The organism is Alkalihalophilus lindianensis (assembly GCF_032843265.1).
In the GTDB taxonomy this organism is placed as follows: domain Bacteria; phylum Bacillota; class Bacilli; order Bacillales; family Bacillaceae_D; genus Alkalihalophilus; species Alkalihalophilus lindianensis.
In genome coordinates this window covers 324,890-349,725 of the sequence record NZ_JAWJBA010000004.1, presented here as the reverse complement: position 1 = coordinate 349,725, position 24,836 = coordinate 324,890, and the positions used below count along the sequence as shown (strand labels likewise).

The 24,836-nt window shown below is 39.2% G+C and carries 27 protein-coding genes; 4 read left to right on the top strand and 23 right to left on the bottom strand.

Going from position 1 to position 24,836, the window contains the following annotated elements; translation table 11 throughout:
* The first annotated feature begins 271 nt into the window (after nucleotides 1-271).
* Nucleotides 272-703, top strand: coding sequence for a DUF2621 domain-containing protein (locus tag RYX56_RS14325; protein WP_317122717.1), 432 nt, complete (start codon nucleotides 272-274; stop codon nucleotides 701-703).
* A gap of 42 nt (nucleotides 704-745) precedes the next feature.
* On the opposite strand, the gene RYX56_RS14320 is transcribed toward RYX56_RS14325, so the two are convergent.
* Nucleotides 746-1,255 (bottom strand): CcdC family protein, encoded by a 510-nt coding sequence (locus RYX56_RS14320; protein WP_317122716.1) that lies wholly within the window; start codon nucleotides 1,253-1,255, stop codon nucleotides 746-748.
* A gap of 221 nt (nucleotides 1,256-1,476) precedes the next feature.
* On the opposite strand from RYX56_RS14320, the gene RYX56_RS14315 reads away from it, so the two are divergent.
* The gene (locus RYX56_RS14315) at nucleotides 1,477-1,656 is read left to right on the top strand and encodes a Spo0E family sporulation regulatory protein-aspartic acid phosphatase (RefSeq protein ID WP_317122715.1); all 180 of its coding nucleotides are present in this window, start codon (nucleotides 1,477-1,479) and stop codon (nucleotides 1,654-1,656) included.
* 27 nt (nucleotides 1,657-1,683) lie between these two features.
* On the opposite strand, the gene RYX56_RS14310 is transcribed toward RYX56_RS14315, so the two are convergent.
* From RYX56_RS14310 to RYX56_RS14270, 9 genes are all read right to left on the bottom strand, one after another.
* Nucleotides 1,684-3,474: an ABC transporter ATP-binding protein gene (locus RYX56_RS14310; RefSeq protein WP_317122714.1), complete on the bottom strand. Its 1,791-nt coding sequence runs from the start codon at nucleotides 3,472-3,474 to the stop codon at nucleotides 1,684-1,686.
* Complete coding sequence (locus RYX56_RS14305; protein ID WP_317122713.1) at nucleotides 3,474-5,231, bottom strand: ABC transporter transmembrane domain-containing protein; 1,758 nt, start codon at nucleotides 5,229-5,231, stop codon at nucleotides 3,474-3,476. Before RYX56_RS14305 ends, RYX56_RS14310 begins: the two co-directional genes overlap by 1 nt.
* 23 nt (nucleotides 5,232-5,254) lie before the next feature.
* On the bottom strand, nucleotides 5,255-6,322 hold the full coding sequence (gene mnmH, locus RYX56_RS14300) for a tRNA 2-selenouridine(34) synthase MnmH (protein ID WP_317122712.1): 1,068 nt from the start codon (nucleotides 6,320-6,322) through the stop codon (nucleotides 5,255-5,257).
* A gap of 92 nt (nucleotides 6,323-6,414) precedes the next feature.
* Nucleotides 6,415-6,633, bottom strand: coding sequence for a YneF family protein (locus tag RYX56_RS14295; RefSeq protein ID WP_012959284.1), 219 nt, complete (start codon nucleotides 6,631-6,633; stop codon nucleotides 6,415-6,417).
* A gap of 128 nt (nucleotides 6,634-6,761) precedes the next feature.
* Nucleotides 6,762-7,202: a sporulation inhibitor of replication protein SirA gene (gene sirA, locus RYX56_RS14290; protein ID WP_317122711.1), complete on the bottom strand. Its 441-nt coding sequence runs from the start codon at nucleotides 7,200-7,202 to the stop codon at nucleotides 6,762-6,764.
* 140 nt (nucleotides 7,203-7,342) lie between these two features.
* On the bottom strand, nucleotides 7,343-9,340 hold the full coding sequence (gene tkt / locus RYX56_RS14285; RefSeq protein ID WP_317122710.1) for a transketolase: 1,998 nt from the start codon (nucleotides 9,338-9,340) through the stop codon (nucleotides 7,343-7,345).
* Nucleotides 9,341-9,545: 205 nt separating this feature from the next.
* Entirely contained in the window at nucleotides 9,546-9,788 is a 243-nt protein-coding gene (locus RYX56_RS14280; RefSeq protein ID WP_317122709.1) for a DUF896 domain-containing protein, read from the bottom strand.
* Nucleotides 9,789-9,859: 71 nt separating this feature from the next.
* Nucleotides 9,860-10,564 (bottom strand): YneB family resolvase-like protein, encoded by a 705-nt coding sequence (locus RYX56_RS14275; RefSeq protein WP_317122708.1) that lies wholly within the window; start codon nucleotides 10,562-10,564, stop codon nucleotides 9,860-9,862.
* Nucleotides 10,524-10,808 carry a hypothetical protein gene (locus tag RYX56_RS14270; RefSeq protein WP_317122707.1) on the bottom strand — a complete coding sequence of 95 codons (285 nt, stop codon included), beginning with the start codon at nucleotides 10,806-10,808 and terminating at the stop codon, nucleotides 10,524-10,526. Before RYX56_RS14270 ends, RYX56_RS14275 begins: the two co-directional genes overlap by 41 nt.
* 147 nt (nucleotides 10,809-10,955) lie before the next feature.
* Between RYX56_RS14270 and lexA the strand changes: the two genes are divergently transcribed.
* Nucleotides 10,956-11,579, top strand: a complete 624-nt coding sequence (lexA, locus tag RYX56_RS14265) for a transcriptional repressor LexA (RefSeq protein WP_317122706.1) — start codon at nucleotides 10,956-10,958, stop codon at nucleotides 11,577-11,579.
* A gap of 146 nt (nucleotides 11,580-11,725) precedes the next feature.
* Here the strand turns inward: lexA and RYX56_RS14260 are convergent, their stop codons facing one another.
* From RYX56_RS14260 to spoVK, 9 genes are all read right to left on the bottom strand, one after another.
* Nucleotides 11,726-11,980, bottom strand: a complete 255-nt coding sequence (locus RYX56_RS14260) for a hypothetical protein (RefSeq protein WP_317122705.1) — start codon at nucleotides 11,978-11,980, stop codon at nucleotides 11,726-11,728.
* Between the two features lie 72 nt (nucleotides 11,981-12,052).
* Nucleotides 12,053-12,280 (bottom strand): hypothetical protein, encoded by a 228-nt coding sequence (locus RYX56_RS14255; RefSeq protein WP_317122704.1) that lies wholly within the window; start codon nucleotides 12,278-12,280, stop codon nucleotides 12,053-12,055.
* Between the two features lie 35 nt (nucleotides 12,281-12,315).
* Complete coding sequence (locus RYX56_RS14250; RefSeq protein ID WP_317122703.1) at nucleotides 12,316-12,642, bottom strand: hypothetical protein; 327 nt, start codon at nucleotides 12,640-12,642, stop codon at nucleotides 12,316-12,318.
* A gap of 813 nt (nucleotides 12,643-13,455) precedes the next feature.
* Nucleotides 13,456-13,917, bottom strand: a complete 462-nt coding sequence (locus tag RYX56_RS14245; RefSeq protein ID WP_317122702.1) for a CarD family transcriptional regulator — start codon at nucleotides 13,915-13,917, stop codon at nucleotides 13,456-13,458.
* 207 nt (nucleotides 13,918-14,124) lie between these two features.
* Nucleotides 14,125-15,474: a type I glutamate--ammonia ligase gene (glnA, locus tag RYX56_RS14240; protein WP_317122701.1), complete on the bottom strand. Its 1,350-nt coding sequence runs from the start codon at nucleotides 15,472-15,474 to the stop codon at nucleotides 14,125-14,127.
* 111 nt (nucleotides 15,475-15,585) lie between these two features.
* Nucleotides 15,586-15,984 carry a MerR family transcriptional regulator gene (locus tag RYX56_RS14235; RefSeq protein WP_317122700.1) on the bottom strand — a complete coding sequence of 133 codons (399 nt, stop codon included), beginning with the start codon at nucleotides 15,982-15,984 and terminating at the stop codon, nucleotides 15,586-15,588.
* A gap of 172 nt (nucleotides 15,985-16,156) precedes the next feature.
* Nucleotides 16,157-17,404: a methionine gamma-lyase family protein gene (locus tag RYX56_RS14230; protein ID WP_317122699.1), complete on the bottom strand. Its 1,248-nt coding sequence runs from the start codon at nucleotides 17,402-17,404 to the stop codon at nucleotides 16,157-16,159.
* A 7-nt stretch (nucleotides 17,405-17,411) separates the two neighbouring features.
* Entirely contained in the window at nucleotides 17,412-18,680 is a 1,269-nt protein-coding gene (hflX, locus tag RYX56_RS14225) for a GTPase HflX (protein WP_317122847.1), read from the bottom strand.
* Between the two features lie 75 nt (nucleotides 18,681-18,755).
* The gene (spoVK, locus tag RYX56_RS14220) at nucleotides 18,756-19,709 is read right to left on the bottom strand and encodes a stage V sporulation protein K (RefSeq protein ID WP_317122698.1); all 954 of its coding nucleotides are present in this window, start codon (nucleotides 19,707-19,709) and stop codon (nucleotides 18,756-18,758) included.
* A 151-nt stretch (nucleotides 19,710-19,860) separates the two neighbouring features.
* On the opposite strand from spoVK, the gene RYX56_RS14215 reads away from it, so the two are divergent.
* Nucleotides 19,861-20,871 (top strand): tyrosine-type recombinase/integrase, encoded by a 1,011-nt coding sequence (locus tag RYX56_RS14215; protein ID WP_317122697.1) that lies wholly within the window; start codon nucleotides 19,861-19,863, stop codon nucleotides 20,869-20,871.
* 37 nt (nucleotides 20,872-20,908) lie between these two features.
* On the opposite strand, the gene hfq is transcribed toward RYX56_RS14215, so the two are convergent.
* The 4 genes from hfq to mutL are packed head-to-tail and all read right to left on the bottom strand — an operon-like array spanning nucleotide 20,909 to nucleotide 24,825.
* A complete protein-coding gene (gene hfq, locus RYX56_RS14210; protein ID WP_317122696.1) occupies nucleotides 20,909-21,136 on the bottom strand; it encodes an RNA chaperone Hfq in 228 nt (75 codons plus the stop codon).
* 50 nt (nucleotides 21,137-21,186) lie between these two features.
* Nucleotides 21,187-22,110 (bottom strand): tRNA (adenosine(37)-N6)-dimethylallyltransferase MiaA, encoded by a 924-nt coding sequence (gene miaA, locus RYX56_RS14205; RefSeq protein ID WP_317122695.1) that lies wholly within the window; start codon nucleotides 22,108-22,110, stop codon nucleotides 21,187-21,189.
* A gap of 17 nt (nucleotides 22,111-22,127) precedes the next feature.
* Nucleotides 22,128-22,910: a class I SAM-dependent methyltransferase gene (locus tag RYX56_RS14200; RefSeq protein WP_317122694.1), complete on the bottom strand. Its 783-nt coding sequence runs from the start codon at nucleotides 22,908-22,910 to the stop codon at nucleotides 22,128-22,130.
* Nucleotides 22,911-22,941: 31 nt separating this feature from the next.
* Complete coding sequence (mutL, locus tag RYX56_RS14195) at nucleotides 22,942-24,825, bottom strand: DNA mismatch repair endonuclease MutL (RefSeq protein WP_317122693.1); 1,884 nt, start codon at nucleotides 24,823-24,825, stop codon at nucleotides 22,942-22,944.
* Nucleotides 24,826-24,836 lie beyond the last annotated feature (11 nt).

The window sequence follows — 24,836 nt, the reverse complement described above, 5'->3', positions numbered from 1 at the left end:
CATCAAACTGACTTTGTGGCGAATAGTCAAACTATTCACTTTTCTCTTGTGGAATCTAACAAATAAACATCCACTATTTACCAATACCGAAAACAAAGGTTAACTATACTCTTCTACCTTACCCATTTTCACCTTTATGTACCTATTCTATCCTTTGAATCCTGATCCTTTTTACATAATGTCATGTATATGCTCTTAAATTTAGACACAGATAGAAGTTTTAAGTCGTTTATGGTAGGATAGAATCGATAAGTAGAAGAGGTGAGAATACATGCCTACTTGGTTTATGTGGTTTATTGTTCTTTGGACGATCTTTTTAATTACCGTAATGTTTATAGGTGGATACTTTATGTTCCGTAAGTTCTTGAAGCGATTGCCAAAAGAAGATGGAAAAAGTATTTTGGATTGGCAGGATCATTACATCGAAAAAACACTACACTTATGGGATACAGAGCAAAAGGAATTATTGAATGACCTCGTTGAGCCCGTACCAGAATTATTCCGTGATGTCGCCAAAGGCAAGATTGCGGGTAAAATCGGAGAACTTGTTTTAGAAGAGAATGCAAACGTATTAACACAGGATTATATTATCCGCGGTTATATTTTAGCAACGCCTAAACGAGATCATAAGTTTTTAAAGAAGAAACTTCGCGAAAAAAACATTGATATGACTCCTTATAAACAATTGCTCGAATCCTCATAATACAAAAGAACTCGCTCTATTTTCGTGATAGAGCGAGTTCTTCTATGTTTCCGCAGGTACAATGATTTTTTTAGGTGGGTTTGTCTTCATTTCAGCTTCAAGCTTACGATAAGAACGATACATGGAGATCCGCCAAGGAATAATCATTCCATAAGCCAGTAAAAAGAACATCCCAGCTAACTCCTCAAATTGAACGGAATCTCCAATCAAGAGCTTGAACACAATTCTTGCAATTAATAACCCTACTAATATAAAAGCAAAAGCCTTTGAGCGTTTTAAGTAAATTTGATTACGTTTAATCTCGAAGTTCGACGTTTTTATAAGTAAAATCGAAAAGACCATTCCCACCGCTAATGCTTCAATTACTTGCCACCAAGCGGGACGTGCTGGTTCATATAGAAACATCAGAAACCCCGTCGACATAAATATAGGTGGTAAAATAATTTTCCTAGCTGATGCAGGTCGTTTCGTTGCCTTTAGACGAACAATAATAGCTATTGTAGCCATGAATGCTGCCCCTATTGTTGAGAGCAAAATGTACGTATCACTCAATTTAGCTCACTCCTCTCTCATGAGCGTACCCATCCCTTTAAACATACCGTAAACTTCAACGGCTTTCAAACATTATTTTTAAAAAAAGTCTGCTCTATAGCTAAAAAGCAGACTTTTAATGAGTCGACATCATTTGATTTGAATTACCAGAAACTTCAGATTGAGATTCAGATGATAACTTTGTATGATAAAAACATAGCGATTGCTGGAGGGTGAATCCTTTGGAAAAAAACCGTTTACTAGACATCATTGAAAAAAAACGCAATGAGTTGATTCATGTAGGGTCACAAAATGGATTACATTCTAAACAAGCAATTGAAGTGAGCCAGCAACTGGACGACCTATTAAACGAATACGATCGTTTGTTAAAAGATAAACAAACGAAAGAAAGACCAACTTAGCTTCTGCCAAGTTGGTCTTATATAGATCTAGGACATTTTCACTTTTGAATCTGATCCCTTTTGGAGCAAATACATTTTATGATACAATCCACCACGTTCAAGTAACTCCTCGTGATTTCCACGCTCAACAATTTCTCCTTGATGCAAGACAAGTATTTGATCGGCATCTTTAATCGTCGATAAGCGGTGAGCAATAGCAATTGTTGTTCTTCCTTGTTGCATTCGACGAAGGGCGGTTTGAATCGCTTCCTCGGTCTCTGTATCTACATTTGCCGTCGCCTCATCTAAAATTAACACTTTAGGATTAGTTGCCATCGTTCTAGCGAATGATAATAATTGACGTTGCCCACTTGAGAGCGTCGATCCTCGCTCAGCTAATGGCGCCTCGTACCGACCTGGTAACTTCTCAATAAATTCATTTGCTTGAACAAATTCTGCCGACTCCCTCACTTGTTCATCTGTAACGCCATCACGATTTAAGCGAATATTACTTGCAATCGTCCCCGTATAGAGAAACGGATCTTGCAAGACGAGACCAATTTCTTTTCTTAATTCATCATTTGGATAGTTATGCAAAGGCATGCCGTCGATTAAAATCTCGCCTCGATCAAGGGGATAAAAACGCATAAGTAAATTGATGATCGAACTCTTCCCACTTCCCGTATGACCGACTAATGCAACGGTTTCTCCTTTTTTCACCGTAAACGAAATATTTTTTAATACATCCCTTTTGCCATCATAAGAAAAGGTTACATGATTAAACGTAATGTCACCTTCTGTTACGTTTAACGGTTCATTCCCATTTTGTTCGGGCGCGTATTCTTTATGATCCATTAATTTAAACACGCGCCCAGCAGAGACGATCGCTTGTTGAAATAAAGACAATCGCATCATCATCTGATTAACGGGCTCAAAGAAACGGTCTAAGTAATTTACAAATGCATAAATGACGCCAATTTCTACAGGACTGACAAATGAAGTGACACCAAAAAAGCTTAACACAAGAATTAAAGCTGCGATTGATACGAGATCAACCATTGGACGTAACAACAGACCGTCTAGCTTCATGCTCTTCATTCCTGCTTCTAGGTGTTCATCATTAACATCAGCAAACTCTTTTCGTAACCGTTTCTCTTGGCGAAACATCTGAATAATCGCCATTCCCTGAATCGACTCATTCATCTTCGCATTTAGCTGACTCAACTTTTCGCTCATATCGGCATAGAATTTCGAACTCCATTTCCGATAAAGCTGCATTAAGCCTACTAAAATGGGAATTAACGCTAAGCAATATAGAGCGAGGGTCGCATTTAAATAGAACATCGCTATAAAGACCCCAACTAAAAACATAATATTTTGCACGAACGTCGCAAGAACCGTTACATATAATTCTTTGATCGACTCTGTATCATTCGTTATCCGTGAAATAAGGGCTCCAGCAGGCGTCTTATCAAAGAAAGACAACCCTAACTTCTCTACATTGGAAAAGACATCGACACGTAGCTGTTGAATGATTCTAAGCGAAATCTTTTGAAATAAAAACGACTGAAAGTAATTAATAAATACCGATGAAATGTGTAAGACAATATACCATACACCTAGCCAAATTAATGCATTCACTGGAAATTCTCTTGGCGTTAAATAATCATCAATAAAGATTTTAACTAAGATGGGACCCATTAATTCTGCAGCTGTTGCAAGAAGGAGCAGGATAAAGGCAATCGATAATAATTTCATATGCGGTTTTGCATAGGTTAAAAGACGATAGAGCACTTGACGTTGCTCTTTGTCCGTTAAAACTTTGTCTTTATGTTCCATTACTCCTCCTCACCTCCTTCACGTACAACCGACTCTAGTTGTTGTTGGTCATACATGCTGCGATACCATCCGTTTTCATCCATCAAGTTAGTATGAGTGCCACGCTCGATAATATCTCCATCTGATAGCACAATAATGAGGTCAGCATGCTTAATAGCACTTAAACGATGGGCTGTGATAATGGTTGTTTTCCCTTCTCTATTTTCTCTTAAGGACGTTAAGATTTGTTCTTCTGTTTTGGCATCAACAGCGGAGAGCGAATCATCTAATATGAGAATGTTAGGATGTGATAAAAGAGCACGAGCAATTGAAATTCGTTGCTTTTGACCTCCTGATAGAGTGACCCCTCGCTCACCAACGACCGTATCGTAGCCTTGATCAAAACGTGTGATATCTTCGTGAATATTGGCCAACTCACAAGCTGCGACAATTTCTTTAAAAGATGCCTCAGGCTTAGCGAAAGCTACATTATCAGCAATTGTAGCCGAAAATAAGAAATGTTCTTGAGGGACTAAGCCAAAAGCTTTCTTTAAGGCGTCGAGTGAGTATTCATTCACTGGTACGCCGTCAATTGTAATTGTTCCTTCACTGACATCATACTCTCGTTGCAGCAGGCGAATAAGCGTTGATTTCCCGCTACCCGTTTTTCCAACGACTCCTAGGGTTTGACCTTCTTGTAAATGCACATGTACATTTCTTAACGAAGTAACATTAGCCCCTGGATAGGTAAATGAATCGACCGCAATCTCAATGTCTCCTTTTGCAACCGTCGTTACACTCGCTTGTTCATCTGTAATATCTTGTTTTTCACTTAAGAGATTGCTAATCCGGTCATAAGAAGCACGACCTCGCTCAACAATATTAAACAACCAACCAAAAGCAAGCATGGGCCAGATTAATAGACCAAGATAGATCGTAAAACTCGTTAATTGTCCAATTGTCAGCTCATCTGCTATAACATAACGTGCACCAAAAACGACAGCTAAGAAATAAGAGATTCCAACAATGAAAGAGATGGTAGGATCAAATAGCGCATCGACTTTAGCAACAGCTACATTTTTCTGAACAACTTCCTCTGACTTCGAGCGAAACCCTTCTATTTCTCGCTCTTCTTGCCCGAATGCTTTAGCAACGCGAACACCCGTCACACTTTCTTGGACGGTATCATTTAATTCTGAAAAGGCAGCTTGAGCAACGTGAAAGCGCTTATGTAAAAGCGTGCCGTAATAACTCGTTAATAGGGCCATAAATGGCATCGGAATCAAGCTTATTAAAGTTAGCTCCCAACTAATCGTCAGAGCCATTGTAAGGATGACAAAGCCACCCATCGTAAGAGAATCTACGAGTGTAAGAACCCCTTGCCCTGCAGTTGCCTGCACCGCTCGTATATCATTAGTCGCATGAGCCATCAGATCACCTGTACGTTGACGCTGATAAAATTTACTAGACATATTCGTAAAGTGTCCGTACAGTTGATTGCGAAGAAGCCGTGCCAAACGAATCGCAGCTCCAAAGATCATAATTCTCCATACGAAACGTAGAACATACACGAGTAAACCAACCGCAATTAATACGCCAACCCACATCAATAAAATCGACGTCGTCAAGCTTTGTTCAGCAATATGGTCGACAATGACACCTACGATATACGGCGGCAGCAATGTAAAAATTGATACGAAAGCTAATACTAAAATACCCATTCCATAAGCAAACCGTTCTTCCTTAAAAAACCACTTCAAGTCTTTAAATACAGACATCTTCTTTCCCCTTCCCCTACACTCTATCTTTCATGAGAGTGATGGATGAGTTGATCTAATTCTTTTTCCAAGCTTGACAACCCTTCTTCAAATGGGTGAAATGAAATAGAGGATCCTTTAGCTCGATCAACTCCTTGTTTAAATTCATACCGCGGATCATAATAGCACTCGAGTAACAGCGTAAATAGATCATCAAAACGATTTTCATCATATGCTCTTCTAACTTCCATATACACTGGATGTGAAAGCCTTTTTCTCAAATAAGAAATCGCCTCTCCAAATTCATCTTTATGTAAATCAGGTCGATACGTTTGATGAATATGATGGATTCGATCGTGAAACGGTGTATCAATTTCGATAATTCGTCCCTCTTCTTTCCCTTTCAGAATAAAAGATGGCACGACTACACGTCCAATCCGCTTACTTTCAGCTTCAATAATGAGATGACTCGCATGCTCAAATTCAATTAATCGTCTCACCAAACGTGCCTCAAATTCTTTTTGGCTATGAGGTGTTAATCCAATATGGCCAAATAAAGAGCCTCGATGATTCGCTAGCTTTTCTAAATTAACAACCGGATACCCTTTATCCTCAAGATGATCTAGGATCTCTGTTTTTCTTGATCCTGATGGTCCTGCCAACACAACAAACTGGCGCCCTACCTCCATTTGCTTAGCAAGAAACTCTTGAATGAATGTGCGATAGGAACGAATTCCACCCTCTAATTGAAAACATGGAATGCCTAAAAGAGAGAGCGTGCCGGCAATCGTCTTGCTGCGCATACCTCCTCTCCAACAATAAACAATCATTCTTTTTTGAGGATTGCTTTGAAAGAGTATTTTTAACTCCCGATAAAACAGAGGTAATTTCATAGAAAACAGTTCTAACCCTTTTTCTACCGCATTCTCACGGCTTTCTTGTTTATAAATATAGCCAATTTTTGCCCGTTCTTCATTCGAAAACAACGGAATATTTATAGCTGAAGGTAATGAATATTCAGCAAATTCACGAGGTGAGCGTACATCTATGTAGACATCTTTTTCATCATCAAGCTGATTATATGTAACTTTTTGCACGTCAATGGTGGTCAATCACATTCACTCATTTCCAATTTTTATATTATATCAGATTATTTTTCCAAACAGTAGAAAAACACCCCAAATTGAGGTGCTTGTCCTATACCTTATTTCGTTTGTTGCTTTTGCATTGCTTTCATCATTTGGTTAATCTTCTTTTGTGATGGATTTTGACCCATTTGCATCATCATTACTCGAAGCATTTGCTCATTAATTGGTGGGTTCTTTTTAAGATAAGACATCATTGTCTTACGTGCGATAAAGAAACCTATAGCGACACCCGCTAAAACTGCGATTGTGTAGCCTAAAATATGAATCCATGGCATACGTCCAACTTCCTCCTTCAAACAAAATAAACCGTTCAAGCTTAGCCTGAATCAACCTACATTATTATATCGTAACGACGCCATTTTTAAAAGCTACTTATGAAAATTGTTCCTATTACTCGCATGAACTAAACAAACTTAACTTGCTTAATCGGACTCAGCCAGCCAAATCGATGTGCCTCTGTATTGACTGCAAAGAAGCAAGGGTCAATTTTCCGTAACACTTCAAAAAACATCGTTTCTGCTTCGATTTCTCCAGTAGATGTAAGCGTGAGATGTTGCTTTTGTATTAATAGTTCAGCACAGCTTTCTTGGTGAGTTAGGTCCAATACATGAATGTGTTTATATACGGTATAGGTTGATAAGTGAGAGAAGGCAGATAATATCTTTTGTTGCAACAATAACCCTGGCATCGGTTTTGAAATATAATCAATTTGCATCTCTAAAATGGCTTTTTGTTCAGGTGTGGCCATTGTTCGTTCTAAAAACAAATGAAATAATTTAGACTCTTGTCCAAAATAGTGTTGCGCAACGTCCTCTTCTAGCAAATAAAGTTGATAATGCCTCACTCGTTGCACCCCTTCCATTCTGCCTTTTTCCATAGTATAAGGGAGAATGGGTAAAATCATTGTCTGAAGATGGCGAGGAATTCCACTAGTTTTGTCGAAGCAAAAGACCACTCCAAAAGTAGGAGTGGTCAAATGATTAATTATTTATTTAGCAATACTTTCGCTTTTGCCACAACATTTTCTACTGTGAAACCATATTCTTGCATAATACGATCTCCAGGCGCTGAAGCTCCAAATTGATCAATGGCTAATACATCACCGTGGTCACCCACATATTTTGCCCATCCAAGAGACGAACCCATTTCGATTCCAAGACGAGCTTTAACGTTAGGTGAGATCACTTCATCTTTGTAAGACTTAGGCTGGGTTTCAAAACGATCCCAGCTTGGCATACTTACGACTGATGCATGAATGCCTTCTTTTTCAAGAGCATCTTTCGCTTCTACTGCTAAAGGTACCTCTGAACCTGTTGCAAGAAGTAATAAGTCAGCTTCTCCGCTTGCTTTTGCAATCACATATGCACCTTTTTTCACGCCTTCATATGCATTGTCTTTCGTTCCTTCAATCGTAGCAAGGTTTTGACGAGTAAGCACCAGAGCTGTTGGCATATCTTTTGATTCAATTGCTAATTTCCATGCAGCCACTGCTTCGTTGCTATCTCCTGGTCTAATGACAGATAAACCTGGCATTGCACGAAGAGCTGCTAGTTGTTCAACTGGCTCATGCGTTGGACCATCTTCACCTACTGCAATACTATCGTGTGTGAACACATAAACAACAGGTAATTTCATTAGAGCAGATAAACGGATAGCAGGGCGTAGGTAATCAGAGAATACAAAGAATGTTGCTCCAAATACTTTCACACCGCCGTGAAGCGCCATACCATTTACTGCTGCTCCCATTGCGAATTCACGTACACCAAACCACACATTACGACCACTATAATCATCACGAGTGAAATCGCCTACGTCTTTCATCATCGTTTTGTTCGATGATGCTAGGTCAGCAGAACCTCCGATTAATTGAGGAATATGCTTAGCAAAAGCATTTAGGGCTTCTCCGCCTGATGAACGAGTTGCAACACTTGAACCAACTTCATAAACTGGCGCTTCTTTATCCCATCCTTCAGGAAGTTCGCCTTTATTAGCTAACTCAAATTGCGCCGCAAGTTCTGGATGAGCTTCTTTATAAGAAGCAAACAATTCATTCCACTCAGCTTCTGTTTTCTCTCCGTTGGCTTTAACACTCTCATAGAAAGATTTAACATCTTCTGGAATGAAGAAATCACCGTCACCTTCCCACTTATATGCTTCTCTAGTTAATTTTACTTCATCCGCACCAAGTGGAGCTCCGTGTGAAGCAGATTTACCCGATTTATTTGGAGAGCCATAACCAATAACTGTTTTTACTTCAATTAAAGTAGGACGGTCATCCGTTTTAGCTAATTCAACAGCACGGTTAATCTCATCAATATCCGTTCCGTCTTCGACACGGATCACTTGCCATCCGTATGCTTTATAACGATCTTCAACGCTTTCAGAGAATGAACGATTTAGTTCACCATCTAGGGAAATATCATTTGAATCATACATTACAACAAGACGACCTAATTTTAAGTGACCAGCTAGTGATGCAGCCTCAGCTGATACACCTTCCATTAAATCTCCATCACCACAAATGCTATATGTGTAATGATCAACAATATTGTAACCATCACGATTATATGTACTAGCTAAATGACGTTCTGCCATTGCCATCCCCACAGCCATTGCGACACCTTGTCCAAGTGGGCCAGTTGTTGCTTCAACACCAGGTGTATGTCCGAATTCAGGGTGACCAGGCGTTTTACTTCCCCATTGACGGAAAGACTGTAGATCTTCAAGCGATACATCATAACCCGTTAAGTGAAGAAGGCTGTAAAGTAACATAGAGCCATGACCAGCAGATAAAACAAAACGATCACGGTTTGCCCAATCAGGGTTAGCAGGATTATGATTCATGTATTTTGTCCAGAGGCTAAATGCCATTGGTGCAGCACCCATCGGCATTCCAGGGTGACCTGAGTTCGCTTTTTCAATACTATCAATTGATAATGTACGAATTGTGTTAATTGCTTTTAGTTCAACATTGGTTGACATGATTTCGTTCATCCTTTCCGTTACTGAAAACGTTGTATTCGTGTTTCATCATATACTTTATTGCTCTTTTTCACAAGCAGATTAGACAAATTCTCACCGGTTTGTTGCATTTCCATATCTCATTTAATTTTCTCATTTCGAGGAATTTTATCCTATATTCACAAGAGGATCAAACAAAAAACTCTCTTTCAAAGAAAGAGAGTTTCTAATGGGTCAAACCACGATTATTTTTTTCTTTACTATCTTTAAGGGCTTTAGGTGTCACATCATTCCCTTTTTCATCGACAACCTTCACGGAATGAAGTTGGTCTTTAAATGAATTACGGAAGGTTTGAATGTATTCTTTCCTAAGAGTTTGTTGCTCCTTAGCCTCTTTTGTTGTTAAACCAGTTGATTTAGCTCGCTTTGATAGCTCATTAATTCGTGCGATCTTTTCTTTAGATAACATCGCCATTCACCACCTTTTACATAACCAGACTATACTTTACCATGAGTTTTTACGTCAATCAAGTTATGTGCTTAATCGTCAAGGTGATTACTTGAAGCTTGCTCTTGTTCATATTCACGATACCTACGATGGACGGTTGCTTTCGATACGTCATGACCAAACCCTCTAAGGGTAGCAGCAATGTCATGAAAGGTTAATTTCCGCTCCCTGAGGCGAACAATTTCTTCGATTGGTACTTCTTTTTTTTCTCGGCCCCCACTAGGAGTGCCTCCCAAATTGTCTTGTGGCTTGTACCCTCGATCAACAGCGGCCTTCATTCCTCTTTTGATCTTTAAATTATGTAATTTGCGCTGATACTCTTCGACGATTGAAACAATATCTAGTACCATCGCGTCAGCTTCAGATAGTTGAAGCTCTCCCTCATCTTGAATCGTGTAAATTTTAACCCCATCTTTTCGTAATTGGTGAAGAATCGCCATTTTGGCATGCCCTCTCCCAATTCTGGTGTCATCTTGAACGAGAACAACCGAGACATCTCCTTGTTTCACGTAATCTAGAAGCTTTAGCATGCCATCACGATCCACTTCATAGCCACTAGCCTTCTCTTCAATAATCTCCACGATGGTAAAGTCGTTTCTATGAGCAATCTCTTCTAATTCTGCTCGTTGACGTTCAATCGATGTTTGTTGCGTTTCTTTTTCTGTACTAACTCGACAATAGATAATTGCTTTTTCTTCATTTATCATCTTTGCTTGTTTTCTCGTACGCATAGGCATACAATTCTTCAGTCTCCTTTTCTAGTGAATCTAGTTGATTTGCTTGAATAATAGTTCCATTTGTTAAAGGCGCCTCTTCATTATTTAATAAATCGGATTGTTGTGCAATCGTTTCAGCTTCTACTACTGTTTCTTCCTTAATACTGATTTCCCCGGAGAAGAGGATCGAACTATACATAAACATCAACGCGAAAACCGCTGTAATAATAATAAATCGTTCTTGACCTGATAATTTTTTTAACATTTCCATCACCCCATAAGAATGTTTGTTCCCATTCACTATAAATGAGAACACTCGTTTGTGTCAAGCGTTTTTAGAACTTATGTTTGCATTACGTATGTTCGCATGGTACAATTTAGGCAAGATAAAAACACAAGCGAGGTGTTAACCGTGTCAAAACTATCAAAACGTCAACAGGAAATCCTAGATTACATTAAGATAGAAGTGAAAAAGAAAGGCTATCCACCTTCCGTACGAGAAATTGGTGAAGCTGTTGGACTTGCTTCAAGTTCTACTGTTCATGGCCATCTTTCACGACTAGAGAAGAAAGGTTTTATTAGAAGAGACCCGACTAAACCTAGAGCCATTGAGGTTCTCGAACTCGATGAACTTGATACAGTAGTCAACGAAAAACGAACTGCGTACGTACCAATTGTCGGTAAAGTAACCGCAGGTCTTCCGATTACAGCGATTGAAAATGTAGAAGACTATCTACCATTACCTGATCATTTTGTGACGAATGATTCTGTTTATGTGTTAGTGATCCAAGGTGATAGTATGATTGAAGCTGGGATCTATGACGGTGATATGGTTATCGTTCGGCAGCAGCAAACAGCGAATAATGGTGATATTATTGTTGCCATGACAGATGAGGATGAAGCAACCGTCAAGCGTTTCTTCCGTGAAAAAGATTACATCCGCTTACAACCAGAAAATGCAACAATGGAGCCTATCCTTTTAAAAGATGTTACGGTACTCGGTAAAGTCATCGGTGTATTTCGCACCCTTCATTAATAGTAAAAAGCTTGTCCCTCTATCCTATGAGGACAAGCTTTTTTTATACCTGCTTTATTAAAACAAACCAAGAAGAGATCAAACAATGGTTAAACGTCGACCTCTCCTCTTTATTTATTTATAAACTGATTGCTTATGTTCAACTTTTATAATGCCCATGGTCTAATTAATGGTGCATTGTAGTTAGGATCCATTGATTGATAGCCTCTACGTTTAAATTGACGGTCCATCTCTCTTACCATCGTGCGATATTGATTTTGGTCTAAGCGGCCATCCGCATATAAATAACAAGCAAAGGCATAAGCCAAAGCTGAAGTATCGATATTAACCGTAACATCTACATCAGAGTTTCCACTCTCACTTACAACAGATTTTGTATCTGTTTGGTTACGATGCTGCATGAATTTCACCTCACTCTTATATTTAAATGGGCATTAGCATAGCTAATGCCCATTTTTGATAGGACCCACTAATTATCTGTTAGCGCGAGCTCTTGCAAATGCTTCTGTATCCACATATACATCAACTTCCGAATTCCCGCTATTGTCTACATAAGACTCGTTAAAATTGAAGTTGTAGTTTTTGTCTTTTAGGATGTTCTCATTGTCTACACGATTACGGTTTTTGTTATCGTTATCAATCTCGGCATTTAACCAAATTTCAGGTAATTCACGGTGTAAACGCTTCTTTTTACGACTCATTTCTTCTCCTCCTTATTTTTAATATTCATTCAAAATTACCAGAAAAAACTTCTGCAACAGCATTTATCACTGCGTCTTTCGTCACGTTTACGGTCACGTTTACGGTCATCATGACGACGGTCGCGATCACCAGCAACCGGTCCTCTGCCAGCATTAGCTCTTGCAAATGCTTCTGTATCGACATACACATTTACATTTGAATTCCCGCTATCTGTCACATAGGAATTATTAAAGTTATAGTTGTAGTTTTTATCTTTTAAAAAGTTTTCGTTGTCTACTCTATTATCATTTTTGTTCCTGTTTTTACTTCTTACGTCAAATTCACCCTTTTTACACTTACAGTCTCTATGGCACCAAAACATATGTTTCCCTCCTTCTTTTCTGGAATACTTATGTATATGTTTTCTATAACTGGACTGTATAGACAAGACTCATGGTATAAGCAAATTTTTTAAACCTACAAGCTTTTATTTTAATTTTGATATCTATATGTAAGCAAACACCATAGGGACATTGTTTACATAACTAAAAACCCAATCACTGCAATGATTGGGTAATGAAAACAGGTTAAACACGAATAACCCTCGATGCCCATAGCATCATAGGTTTCCTATTTTTAGCGTGCCGTACAAGTTTCTAGCAAAGGAAAGATTCGAAAATACTAGGGCAACTTGTTAGCTCTATGCTAAGCGAAAAGGAATGTTAGGATATAATGACTAATAACCTTAGATGCAGTAAATAGAAGTTGTACTTAACAGGGGTGGTTAATGGATTTTAGTGGATGGACATGCGATCAGTTGGCAACTAGATTTGTAGTTGCTCCTATCATGCTACCCATTTGTTTATTTCTTTTACCAATAATAACTCAGATCATAAAATTAATACCTAAAACAATGAAAGCCCTACCTCTCTTTCATTCTTACGGATCCTAGTCCGCGCCAGAGTGAATCAGGGTTGCAAAAATCAAGTAACTATTTTGACGAGTAATTCATAATAACTCGAACGTACGTAAAAGAAGTAATAATTAAAAGGGATTAGATTAAAGAAGTAACATAAGAGGTTAATACTCAATAAATGAGTTGAAGAAGTTTGAAGGTCTTTGAAAGGAAAGGATTTTCCTATTACCGTAAGATTCACTATGTTTCCTAAGCGGGAACTATATTATTTACTAAACCTTATCGGAAACATTTTGATTGATTTTCAGTGATCTCTTTAATTAATCCAAGTTCACTAAATAATAGTTTATATGCTTTGTCCAACATCTCTTTTTCACTTGCATTTAGTGCTTTTTCTTTCTTCATACGCATTAAATCACGTACAACTTCGGCACCTTCTTGTATGTCACCTGTCTTTATTTTGTCCATGTTCACTTTGTATCTTTGTTTCCACGATAGTGATCTTTCAGATTCTCCATGCTGAAAAATGTGTAAAATGCGCTTTAATGTAAGAATATCAATTACTGGTCGTATACTTGAACTCGCCATTTTACTTACAGGAATCATAACATCCATATTAGTCATTGACATGTTAATGATATAATACTGTTGTTTTTTTCCTGAGATTTCTTTTTCTTCTATAGCCTCAATGACGCCCGCACCGTGCATCGGATAAACAATGCTATCTCCAATTTGAAACAAAAAACCACCTCCATATATTTCAAGTATACCACCTATATATTTTTTGTCAAATTTTATATAATACCATAAATATAATTTTAGTGTCAATATTTTTTTCGGAAAATGACTGGCTCTTTCATGAGTGGTTTAAGGGAGCGCTAGGCCATATGAAACATACTACTTACAATAGAAAAACCTCGATGCTAAAAGCATCGAGGTTGATTGATCTTAGTAAGAACTCATGTATTGCTCGCGCTCCCAAGGGTGAACTTGTGTGCGGAACATATCCCACTCAATTTCTTTTGCTTCAACGAAGTGTTCTACTGCATGCTCACCAAGAGCCTTCACTAGTACTTCATCTTTCACAAGCTTATCAAGAGCATCTTTTAATGTAGCAGGTAGATCGTTAATTCCTTCTTCTACACGCTCTTCTTTGCTCATCACATAAATATTACGATCAGTTGCTGGTGGTGGAGTTAATTTCTTTTTAATTCCATCAAGACCAGCAGCAAGTAATACAGCCATTGCTAAGTACGGGTTAGCAGCAGGGTCTGGACTACGTACTTCAATACGTGTACTTACTCCACGTGATGAAGGAATACGCACAAGTGGACTACGGTTTCTCATAGACCAAGCCACATATACAGGTGCCTCATAACCTGGTACTAGACGCTTGTATGAGTTTACAATTGGATTAGTAATCGCTGTGAACGCTTCTGCATGCTCAAGTGTACCACCTAAGAAGTGCATAGCTGTTTCACTTAATTGTGTATCCGTAGACTCATCATAGAATACGTTTCCGCTCTTATCGAAAAGAGACATGTTACAGTGCATACCTGAACCATTTACACCAAATAAAGGCTTAGGCATAAACGTTGCGTGAAGACCGTGCTTACGAGCGATTGTCTTAACAACAAGTTTAAATGTTTGGATGTGGTCACAAGCTGTGATCGCATCTGCATATTTGAAATCAATTTCATGTTGACCTGGTGCTACTTCATGGTGAGAAGCTTCAATATCAAAGCCCATATCTTCAAGCTCTAACACGATATCACGACGGCAGTTTTCACCTAAATCAGTTGGTGATAAATCGAAGTATCCACCTTTATCATTTAACTCTAAAGTTGGCTCTCCGTTTGCATCATTTTTGAATAGGAAGAATTCTGGCTCTGGCCCAATGTTAAATGCCGTGAATCCTAGCTCTTCCGCTTCTTTTAAAACACGTTTTAAAATTCCACGAGGGTCTCCTTCAAATGGCGTTGGCTCTTCGCCTGGTGCACCTGGTTGGTAAATGTCACAAATTAAACGCGCTACTTTTCCTTTTTCTGGTGTCCAAGGAAAAACTACCCAAGTGTCTAAATCAGGATATAGGTACATATCTGATTCCTCGATACGAACAAATCCTTCAATTGATGAACCATCAAACATCATTTTGTTGTCTAGCGCTTTTGAAAGCTGATCAACTGGAATTTCAACATTCTTAATCGTCCCTAAAAGATCAGTAAATTGTAGACGGATAAACCTTACGTTATCTTCCTCGGCAATTCGCATAATATCTTCTTGCGTGTACTTTGACATTGATATGTAATCCCCTTTCAACTTCTTGTGAGTAAATGTATTTGTAGAATCGATTCCCTCAAGTAGAATACCCTGTTTCCCTTGATATGAAACCGATTCTTACAATTTTTATTAATGAAAAAAACGTGATAGCTGACCTTGGATTATGGATGCTCGTCCATTTCTGCCGGCCATCATTAAATCTTTTTTCAAATGGTTTCTAAGCTCACGATCAGACAGCGGCTTTTTTGCAGGCTCTTCTTCTACTGCAACATTCAGCTGAACTTGTTGCTTCATTTGAATAATCTGCTTGATCCCTGAAATGTTCACCTTTTGATCAAGCAATGATTTAATTTCTAATAAGCGATCGACATCATTAAATGAGAATAAACGTTGATTTCCATCGGTGCGGGCAGGTTTGATTAATTCATGCTGCTCATAATACCGAATTTGTCTAGCTGTTAACTCGGTTAACTTCATGACAATTCCTATTGGAAATAACGGCATGCTGCGACGAACTTCATCATTCATCAAGCCACCTCCTTGTCTTCTCAAAATCTAGTATAAGTGATGTTAGTTTACTTGTCAATAACGTGTCACCTTTCCTAACATAAAATTATTTCTTTATTCAATCTTCATTGAAAGTTTTGACTTTATTAATAAAAAAGAAACACGTTCAACATCATTGAACGTGTCGTAAAGACTACATAACTCGGTCTAACGCTTGAAGTACGGCAAGCTTTACATGCTCATACGTTAGGCCACCTTGAACGTATGCAAGATAAGGTGGACGGATTGGACCATCTGCTGTTAATTCAATACTAGCACCTTGAATAAACGTACCAGCTGCCATGATTACGTCATCTTCATACCCTGGCATATAGCTCGGATGAGGTGTAACGTGAGCGTTAATCGGAGAAGCTGCTTGAATTTGTTGGCAGAAGGCTACCATTGTTTCAGCATTTTGAAAGCGCACAGATTGAATCAGATCGGTTCTCTTCTCATCCCATCTCGGTGAGGTACTCATTCCTGCCTCTTCTAAGCAAGCTGCAGTAAACACAGCTCCTTTTACCGCTTGCGAAACGACATGTGGAGCAAGAAAGAAGCCTTGATACATTTCTAATAAGCTATAGAGACTCGCTCCACCTTCTGCGCCAATTCCCGGAGCAGCTAAACGATAGGATGCCAGTTCAATCAATTCTTTATCCCCAACAATATAGCCGCCCGTTTTAACTAAACCACCACCAGGATTCTTAATTAATGAACCTGCGATGATATTCGCTCCGACTTGGCAAGGTTCTAATTTTTCAACAAATTCTCCGTAACAATTATCTACGAAGACAATCACGTCTTCTTTGATCGAGCGCACATACTCAATCATTTCTTGAATTTGTTCAATATAGTATGACGGACGATCCCCATAACCTTTTGAACGTTGAATGCCAATCACCTTAGTGTTCGAGTGAATCGCTTCTTTAATGGCTTCTTTGTTTATCCAACCGTCCTCATTAAGTGGCACAGCTTGATACGTAATGCCAAATTCCTTTAATGAACCATTACCATTCCCTCTAATCCCTACAATTTCTTCTAGCGTATCATAAGGCTTTCCCGTAATGTATAAGAGCTCATCTCCAGGCCGTAGCACTCCAAATAACACGGTCGCAATCGCATGCGTACCCGAGATGATTTGCGGGCGCACTAATGCCGCTTCTCCCCCAAATACATCTGCATACACCAACTCTAATGTATCCCTACCTGCATCATCATAGCCATAGCCTGTTGAGGGTGTAAAATGAAAATCTGAAACTTGATGCTGTTTAAAGGATGCCATCACTTTTGCTTGATTATATAAGGCAACTTCCTCGATCTCTCTATGATGAGAGGCGATTTGCCGCTCAACTTTATTTGTAATAGCCTCAAGTTTTTCTTTGTTGTTATAGGTTCCATACATCTTGCGATTACTCCTTTTTTGATCTTTCTTTTAATAGTTGATAAATAGCTGTCTCCTTTAAGGCATGTCCTTCAATATGATACACTTCTTCATCTTCATCAAACTCCTGGCTTGATAGCATCGTTTCTGCTCTTGCAGCAGCTAGAATTTGACCTTCATCTGCTTTAATCTCTGCTCGGTAAGGAATCATTATCTCTTTTAAAGAGTGTTCAATTTCACGCTTGAGATCGAGTAGATCTTCTTCATTATATGCGCTCATTTCAATCGAATCCTTTGTAGAAACAGGAATAAACTCAGCTATTTTACAATCTGATTTATTGTAAATGATCAGTTGCGTAATCGATTGAGCTCCTAGCTCCTCAATAAGGCGCATCACCGTTTTTTCATGCTGCTCATAATCAGGATGAGAACAATCGACCACATGAAGGAGTATATCTGCTTCTTTTAATTCCTCTAGAGTTGAACGGAAAGAAGCAACAAGAGTCGTTGGCAAATCTTGAATAAACCCAACGGTATCTGAGAGTAATACTGAAAAACCACTTGGTAGCTGCATCTGCCTCGTTGTAGGATCAAGTGTCGCAAATAACTGATCCTCTTCCAGCGTATCAGCCTTCGTTAAGCGATTTAAGAGCGTTGATTTTCCGGCATTCGTATACCCGACTAGTGCAAGCTGAACGACGGAGTTCTTTTTCCGTTTTTCACGATACCTCTCACGATGATTCACAACCGCTTCCAATTGTCGCTCAATTTCCGTCATTCGTCTGCGAATATGACGACGATCTGTTTCAAGCTGGGTTTCACCAGGACCTCTCGTCCCAATTCCCCCACCTTGTCTTGATAAGGCAAGACCTTGTCCAGATAGACGTGGAAGGAGGTATTTAAGCTGGGCTAATTCCACCTGCAATTTTCCTTCACGAGATTTAGCACGTGATGCGAATATATCTAGAATAAGTTGTGTGCGATCAATCACTGCAACCTTACAGTGAGAATGAAGGTTACGCATTTGGCTTGATTGGAGTTCATCGTTAAAAATCACAATGTCTGCTGATGTTTCCTCTATTAATAACACCAACTCTTGGACTTTCCCTTTTCCTATGTATGTGGAGGATTCAACCTTTTCACGCTTTTGGGTAACGGAACCCACCACTTCGCCTTTAGCCGTTTTAGCTAAACTTTCAAGCTCTTGCATTGATTGCTGAAACTCTTCATCACTTCGATTAACCTGACAGCCTACTAAAATTACGCGTTCCACTTCTCTTTGTTTAACATCTTGCACAATCGCCACATCCTTAGCTCATCTTGAAAATAGTCACACCTAAAAAGCCGAGAACGCTTACTCGGCTTTTCTTCATTACTTTAGCTTAACATGAGATGCTTCAAAATTAAAATCTTCTTTCATGAGCGTCACAAGGGATCCCCGGTCATATGTCCCTTCTTTTAGTAGACGGACCGCCTGCATACGAATCGCTTCTTCGACAATGTTCCGGATATATCGGCCGTTGCTGAAAGTTTTTTCTTGTTCCTTTTTCAACTTGCGCAAATGTTCCTTCACATGACGCTCGCCTTCAGCGGTCAGTTCATACTCGCGTTCATTGACCATACGCCGTACCATTTCAATTAATTCTTCTGATGTATAGTTCGGGAAATCTATTGCGATCGGAAAACGTGAGGGGAGTCCCGGATTTAACGAGAGGAAATAATCCATTTCTCTAGAATATCCTGCTAAAATTAAGACGAATTCATGTTGTTGGTCTTCCATCGCTTTCACCAACGTATCAATGGCCTCTTTACCAAAGTCTTTCTCGCCACCCCGCGATAGGGAATACGCTTCATCAATAAATAGCACGCCACCGTTTGCTTTTTTTATGACTTCTCTCGTTTTTTGCGCTGTATGTCCAATATACTCTCCTACCAAATCAGCTCGTTCCACTTCGATTAATTGACCTTTCGCTAACACATTCATCTCATGAAAAAAAGAAGCGATAATTCTAGCCACCGTTGTTTTCCCTGTACCAGGATTCCCTTTAAAAATCATATGCAACACTTGCTTTGAAGCTTTTAAGCCAATATCTTTCCGACATTGATTGATATAGAGCCAAGCATAAATTTCCTTGATCAGCCTCTTTACTTCATTTAGACCTACATACTCTTCTAACTCTTTCTCAAAACGATCCAACACCTCATGTTTTTGTCTTTCAAGTTCCGTTTTAAAAAGAGATTCTGACTCTTTATGAGTTGTGGTGTGATTATGATTTAAAACAACATTTATTCTTCCGTTCTTTCTCGTATTGACTCGGTCATTCATCGATACCACCCCTTTATTACCGAGTTCGACGAAACCATTTTCACTTATATTCATACGCAGCACACAAGAAATGTGTGACAAATGCCTAGTTAAAAAAGTAAATAGACTAAAAATTTGCTATACTGATAGGTAAAATAAGGAGGTGTAGGATATGTCAGATTCAATGCCCGTTTTTGTAGAGGAATACCTTGATTCTTTACATGAAAAAGGCCGAAAGCCAACAACTATCAAACGTTATCGATACGACCTCCTTGATTTCCTCCACTGGTATGAACAAAATCGATCTACTTTAACGTATCAACGGTGGGCATCACTCACAGATCTTGATATTACCGACTTTTTTGATGAACTGATTCAACAACGTTCCTACAAAATACGTACAACAAGGCGAATTTATTCCGTTCTTCAGCAATTAGCACGCTTTTATATAAAAAAAGGACAACTTCAGACACACGCCATCCTACATTACAGTCAACCTGAACTCATTTTGACCCCTTTAAAACGTAGTGAATGGTTAAGTGAAAAAGAAGCAGACCGGTTGCTTTCAATCGTTCGATCGTATGAAGGTCTGACAGATAACCAAATGAAAGGTCGGCCTATGTTAATCGACCGAAATGAATTCATGGTGCATCTATTTCTTCATTATGGATGTTCCCTTCACGAAGTCGCATCCCTGACAACTTCAGATGTACGCTTTGAACGGAATGAATTAAGAATTCGTTCTGAAAAAGGGATTTCTCGAATTGTTCGTTTATCATCCGAACATAAGCAGCTAGCTTATACATACTTCAAACAAATACCTGAACCAGTTAGACCAAGGTTATTTAGCACCGACTTCTTTTTTGTTGCCTTTGACTTTCAACGAGGTACTTACCGCTGGTCGTATGAAGAGGACCAGCCAAAACGATTAACTGAAATAGCGATTCAGAAGATGATTCGAACAGAGGTGGAACGAGCTGGATTACGTAAGGGCCATTCTGCACAGCAATTAAGACATACGTTTATTTTAAGAATGCTTATGAAGGGATTCGACCCATTTACATTACAACAGCAACTCGGTCTCAAGTCAGCCTTGTCCTTCAATCGTTATCTTCTCACTATTGAACTAATGACCTCTGAAGAAAAAGAAGAGCTCCTATCCAAAAAAGCTTTGGACATTTGATATGTCCAAAGCTTTTATCGTTATTATAAGATCTATTTTATTCTTCTGATTTTAAAGAAACATTACGTTGCGGGGCAAAAGTAGAAATCGCATGCTTGTAAACAAGCTGCTGTTTGCCTTCAGATTCAAGAATGATTGTAAAATTATCAAATCCTTTTACATGCCCTCGTAATTGAAACCCATTTAATAAAAAGACGGTGACTGAAATATTCTCCTTACGTAACTGGTTCAAAAATTGATCTTGGATGTTAATCGGTTGCTTCATTGAAAATCCTCCTCTATATATCTCTATCCTTGTTAATTCGATTTCATTAATCAATTTCCTGCAACAAATTGTACGATCTCTTGATAATGTTGACTTGGATCATCTATCGAGACGGTATACCATGTTGCATTGGTTTTATTCTTGAACCACGTAAGCTGTCTTTTCGCATATCTTCTTGAGTTTTGTTTCAGCGCATCGATCGCCTCATCTAGTGAACAGCGCCCATCGAAATAATCATACAATTCTTTATACCCGATCGCTTGAATCGATTGACAATCGCGAAGTCCCTGCTGATAGAAAGATTGAACTTCTTGAATCAGACCGTCTTCTACCATTTGATCAACTCTTTTGTTGATCCTTTGATAAAGGTGCTCACGCTCCATTGTTAACCCAATCATGACTAAATTATACAGAGATTCTTGTTTTTCTTCTGTTTGTTGCACAGAGAATAATTCCCCAGTTACATGATACACCTCTAGTGCCCGGATCACTCGACGAACATTGTTTGGGTGAATTTTATCACATGCTTTAGGGTCAATCTCCATTAAGCGCTGATAGAGCACGTCTTTCCCTTTCATTTCAGCTTCTCTCTCAAGTTGAGATCGATATTCGGCGTCAGTAGGACTTTCAGCAAACCCAAACCCATGAGTCACGGCATTCACATACAAGCCGGTCCCTCCAACTAAAATGGGTAACTTCCCTCTTTTAGTAATGTCTGAAATCAAAGGACGACACAATTCTTGAAACTCTGCTACGGAGAACGATTCAGCCGGCTCTTTAATATCGATAAGGTGATGAGGGATGCCATCTTGCTCTTCTTTTGTTACTTTAGCCGTCCCTATATCCATACCCTTATATACTTGCATTGAATCTCCGCTAATGATTTCTCCATTAAGGGCTTTAGCCAGATGAATACTTAATGCCGTTTTCCCCACTGCCGTAGGCCCCACAATCGCAATTAACTTCTCTTTCATCCTATACTCCTTCTACCTTATTTCGTGCTAACATCGATAGATCCATAATGGAATGCTGCATGCTGCCGCTTTACCTGATTGAATCCAAATCGTTCAAATCTCTCACTTTGCCAGTGATCTTTTAATACCACACGTGACTTAGCTACTCTTTTTGCATGAGAGAGAATTTCTTCATTCAAATCATCATGACAAGCAATTGACTTTAAACCTTTAATTCCTTTAGAGGTTTCAACATGAACCTCAAACATCGGATCAAAATAGACAACATCGATTGATGACGTCTCGGCTGACTGCAGATAAGCAAGGTGATGTTTGTGAATAACTTCGATTTCTCGCATTCTTTGAATCATCTCCTCGCTACCTTCCTGCCACGTCTGTAATCCTTCTTGCACAATGTAAGCAACTACAGGATTTGCCTCAAGCCCAATCACACGTCCATTAACTCCCACGGCTAACTTAGCAACTAAACTATCTGATGCTAGACCTAATGTACAATCGACCATACTCATGCCTTTTTTTAGAGCAGCTGCATCAATGAAAGGATCAGAAACACCCCTACTCCATTGCTTCACCCGAAACATTGCCGAACTAGGATGATAAAAAAAGGGATCACCATTATTGGCTGGATAAAGTGTCAATCTACCTTTTCCAACGACGATCACATTGGTTTGATGACGTTCGATCATGTCCGCAACGGATTCGTCTTTTCTTTCTATAAATAAAGCACCCAACTTATTCGCTACTTCTTTTGCTTTTTGTTCTAATCGAATTGCCTGTTTCCTAGCTGTTGTTACAATCATCTATTTTCCTCTTCCTCACCATTATCGTCCGCTACATCACTCGTTTAAACATTTTCTCAAGCTCATAAGATGAAAAATGAACGATAATCGGTCTACCATGTGGACATGTAAATGGATCACTACTCTTTCTTAAAGACTCCAGTAGGGCAAACATTTCATCTTGTCGCAAATGACGATTTGCTTTTATTGATGCTTTACACGACATTAAAATTGCCGCTTCTTCTCTTAAACGCTTAATATCAATTTTTGATGAAGTGAAAAGATGATCAATAATCTCTCGAATCGTTTCTTCTTCAAGACCCTTCGGCAGCCAGGTAGGATGAGAGCGTACTATATAGGTTCTTGTCCCAAAATCTTCTAGGAAGACCCCTACTTGCCTTAAATCGTCTATATGTTGGTCGATTATAATCGCTTCTTGGTTCGTACACTCGATCGTCATCGGGATGAGCAATTCTTGCGTTTCTCTTGTGTACTGAGCGACTTTTTCACGATAATATTCGTATTTAATTCTCTCTTGAGCTGCATGTTGGTCGATCAAATACATCCCATCTTCGTTTTGAGCAACAATGTAGGTGCCATGCATTTGACCGACTGGATACATAACAGGAACACGAGGTGAATTCATTTTTACCGTTTCCCCAACTTGTAATGGATCGGATTCAGCTGGGACCTCTTCTACTTGTGGTGACTCAACCTGATCCAAAGATTGAACATCAGTAGCCTCACTACTGTGTTTGCCATCATTAACAGGCTTTGCTTCCTTCTTCTCACTTGGAGAATCTTCACTGATTGTGTGTTCTCTAGCAAGCATTCGTTCCTGCTTCGGTTCCAATTCAGATCGATTGCTTGATGTGGTATCTGTGTCAAAAGGTAATTGCTCCTGTATCGGCTCCATTTCAGGCTTCTTATGACGAACCTCTGGAATCAGCGTCTCTTGCTTAAATGCCGATTGAATCGATGTAGTAATTAAGCTAGAGAGTTCCTCTTCCTTACTAAGGCGCACTTCTAATTTTGAAGGGTGAACGTTAACATCGATCAAGGTCGGGTCCATTTCAATACGAATCACTACGACAGGAAAACGTCCAATAGGTAGCAACGTATGAAAACCTTCTTGTACCGCTCTGGCAAGATGGAAGTTCCGAATATAGCGGCCATTAATAAACAGTGACATGTATTGGCGTGATGCTCTCGTTACTTCAGGTTTAGCAACATAGCCTGAAACGGTGTAATCAAGCGAACGACCATGGACCTCCACCATTTCCTTTGCTACGTTACGTCCATAGATGGAGGCGATCACTTGTCTTAAATCCTTATTTCCACTCGTTTTCAATACTTCTTTGCCATTATGATAAAGCGACATTGAAACATGAGGATGAGCAAGCGCTAAACGATTCACAACATCACTAATATGACCGGCTTCAGTATGAACCGTTTTTAAGTACTTTAGTCGTGCCGGTGTATTGTAGAAAAGGTTTTTAACGATAACTTCTGTCCCTTTTCTTGTTTTGGAGGCTTGACGTGATTGAATATGCCCACCTTCAAGGGTCAGTTCAACGCCAGCCCCTTCTCCTGTACACGTCCTCATCGTTAAATGCGATACAGATGCAATACTTGGTAGTGCTTCTCCCCGAAACCCTAGCGTACGAATTTTAAAAAGATCGCGATCCGTCTTAATTTTACTAGTCGCGTGTCTGTAAAAAGCTGTTTCGACATCTTCTGCTTCGATCCCATCTCCATTATCAAGGATGCGAATCGATGACAACCCACCTTCTTCCACTTCAATTAAAATATTAGTACTGCTCGCATCGAGTGCATTTTCTAAAAGCTCTTTTACAATCGAGGCGGGGCGTTCCACCACTTCACCAGCTGCAATCTTATTGGATAAAAAGGCATCTAGCTTTACAATTTGAGCCATCGATTCTCCTC

Bases quoted from the DNA above. Each gene is read 5' to 3' on its own strand.
- RYX56_RS14215 (WP_317122697.1), top strand. From the start codon at position 19,861: ATGTCAGATTCAATGCCCGTTTTTGTAGAGGAATACCTTGATTCTTTA.
- RYX56_RS14310 (WP_317122714.1), bottom strand. From the start codon at position 3,474: ATGGAACATAAAGACAAAGTTTTAACGGACAAAGAGCAACGTCAAGTG.
- mutL (WP_317122693.1), bottom strand. From the start codon at position 24,825: ATGGCTCAAATTGTAAAGCTAGATGCCTTTTTATCCAATAAGATTGCA.
- RYX56_RS14280 (WP_317122709.1), bottom strand. From the start codon at position 9,788: ATGTTATCTAAAGAAAAGATCGCACGAATTAATGAGCTATCAAAGCGA.
- glnA (WP_317122701.1), bottom strand. From the start codon at position 15,474: ATGTCAAAGTACACGCAAGAAGATATTATGCGAATTGCCGAGGAAGAT.
- tkt (WP_317122710.1), bottom strand. From the start codon at position 9,340: ATGTCAACCAATGTTGAACTAAAAGCAATTAACACAATTCGTACATTA.
- RYX56_RS14230 (WP_317122699.1), bottom strand. From the start codon at position 17,404: ATGTATGGAACCTATAACAACAAAGAAAAACTTGAGGCTATTACAAAT.
- RYX56_RS14200 (WP_317122694.1), bottom strand. From the start codon at position 22,910: ATGATTGTAACAACAGCTAGGAAACAGGCAATTCGATTAGAACAAAAA.
- RYX56_RS14275 (WP_317122708.1), bottom strand. From the start codon at position 10,564: ATGCCTATGCGTACGAGAAAACAAGCAAAGATGATAAATGAAGAAAAA.
- spoVK (WP_317122698.1), bottom strand. From the start codon at position 19,709: ATGAATGACCGAGTCAATACGAGAAAGAACGGAAGAATAAATGTTGTT.
- RYX56_RS14295 (WP_012959284.1), bottom strand. From the start codon at position 6,633: ATGCCATGGATTCATATTTTAGGCTACACAATCGCAGTTTTAGCGGGT.
- RYX56_RS14260 (WP_317122705.1), bottom strand. From the start codon at position 11,980: ATGCAGCATCGTAACCAAACAGATACAAAATCTGTTGTAAGTGAGAGT.
- RYX56_RS14235 (WP_317122700.1), bottom strand. From the start codon at position 15,984: ATGAATGATGAAGTTCGTCGCAGCATGCCGTTATTTCCAATAGGAATT.
- RYX56_RS14250 (WP_317122703.1), bottom strand. From the start codon at position 12,642: ATGTTTTGGTGCCATAGAGACTGTAAGTGTAAAAAGGGTGAATTTGAC.
- RYX56_RS14305 (WP_317122713.1), bottom strand. From the start codon at position 5,231: ATGTCTGTATTTAAAGACTTGAAGTGGTTTTTTAAGGAAGAACGGTTT.
- hfq (WP_317122696.1), bottom strand. From the start codon at position 21,136: ATGAAGCAACCGATTAACATCCAAGATCAATTTTTGAACCAGTTACGT.
- RYX56_RS14255 (WP_317122704.1), bottom strand. From the start codon at position 12,280: ATGAGTCGTAAAAAGAAGCGTTTACACCGTGAATTACCTGAAATTTGG.
- miaA (WP_317122695.1), bottom strand. From the start codon at position 22,110: ATGAAAGAGAAGTTAATTGCGATTGTGGGGCCTACGGCAGTGGGGAAA.
- RYX56_RS14270 (WP_317122707.1), bottom strand. From the start codon at position 10,808: ATGTTAAAAAAATTATCAGGTCAAGAACGATTTATTATTATTACAGCG.
- RYX56_RS14325 (WP_317122717.1), top strand. From the start codon at position 272: ATGCCTACTTGGTTTATGTGGTTTATTGTTCTTTGGACGATCTTTTTA.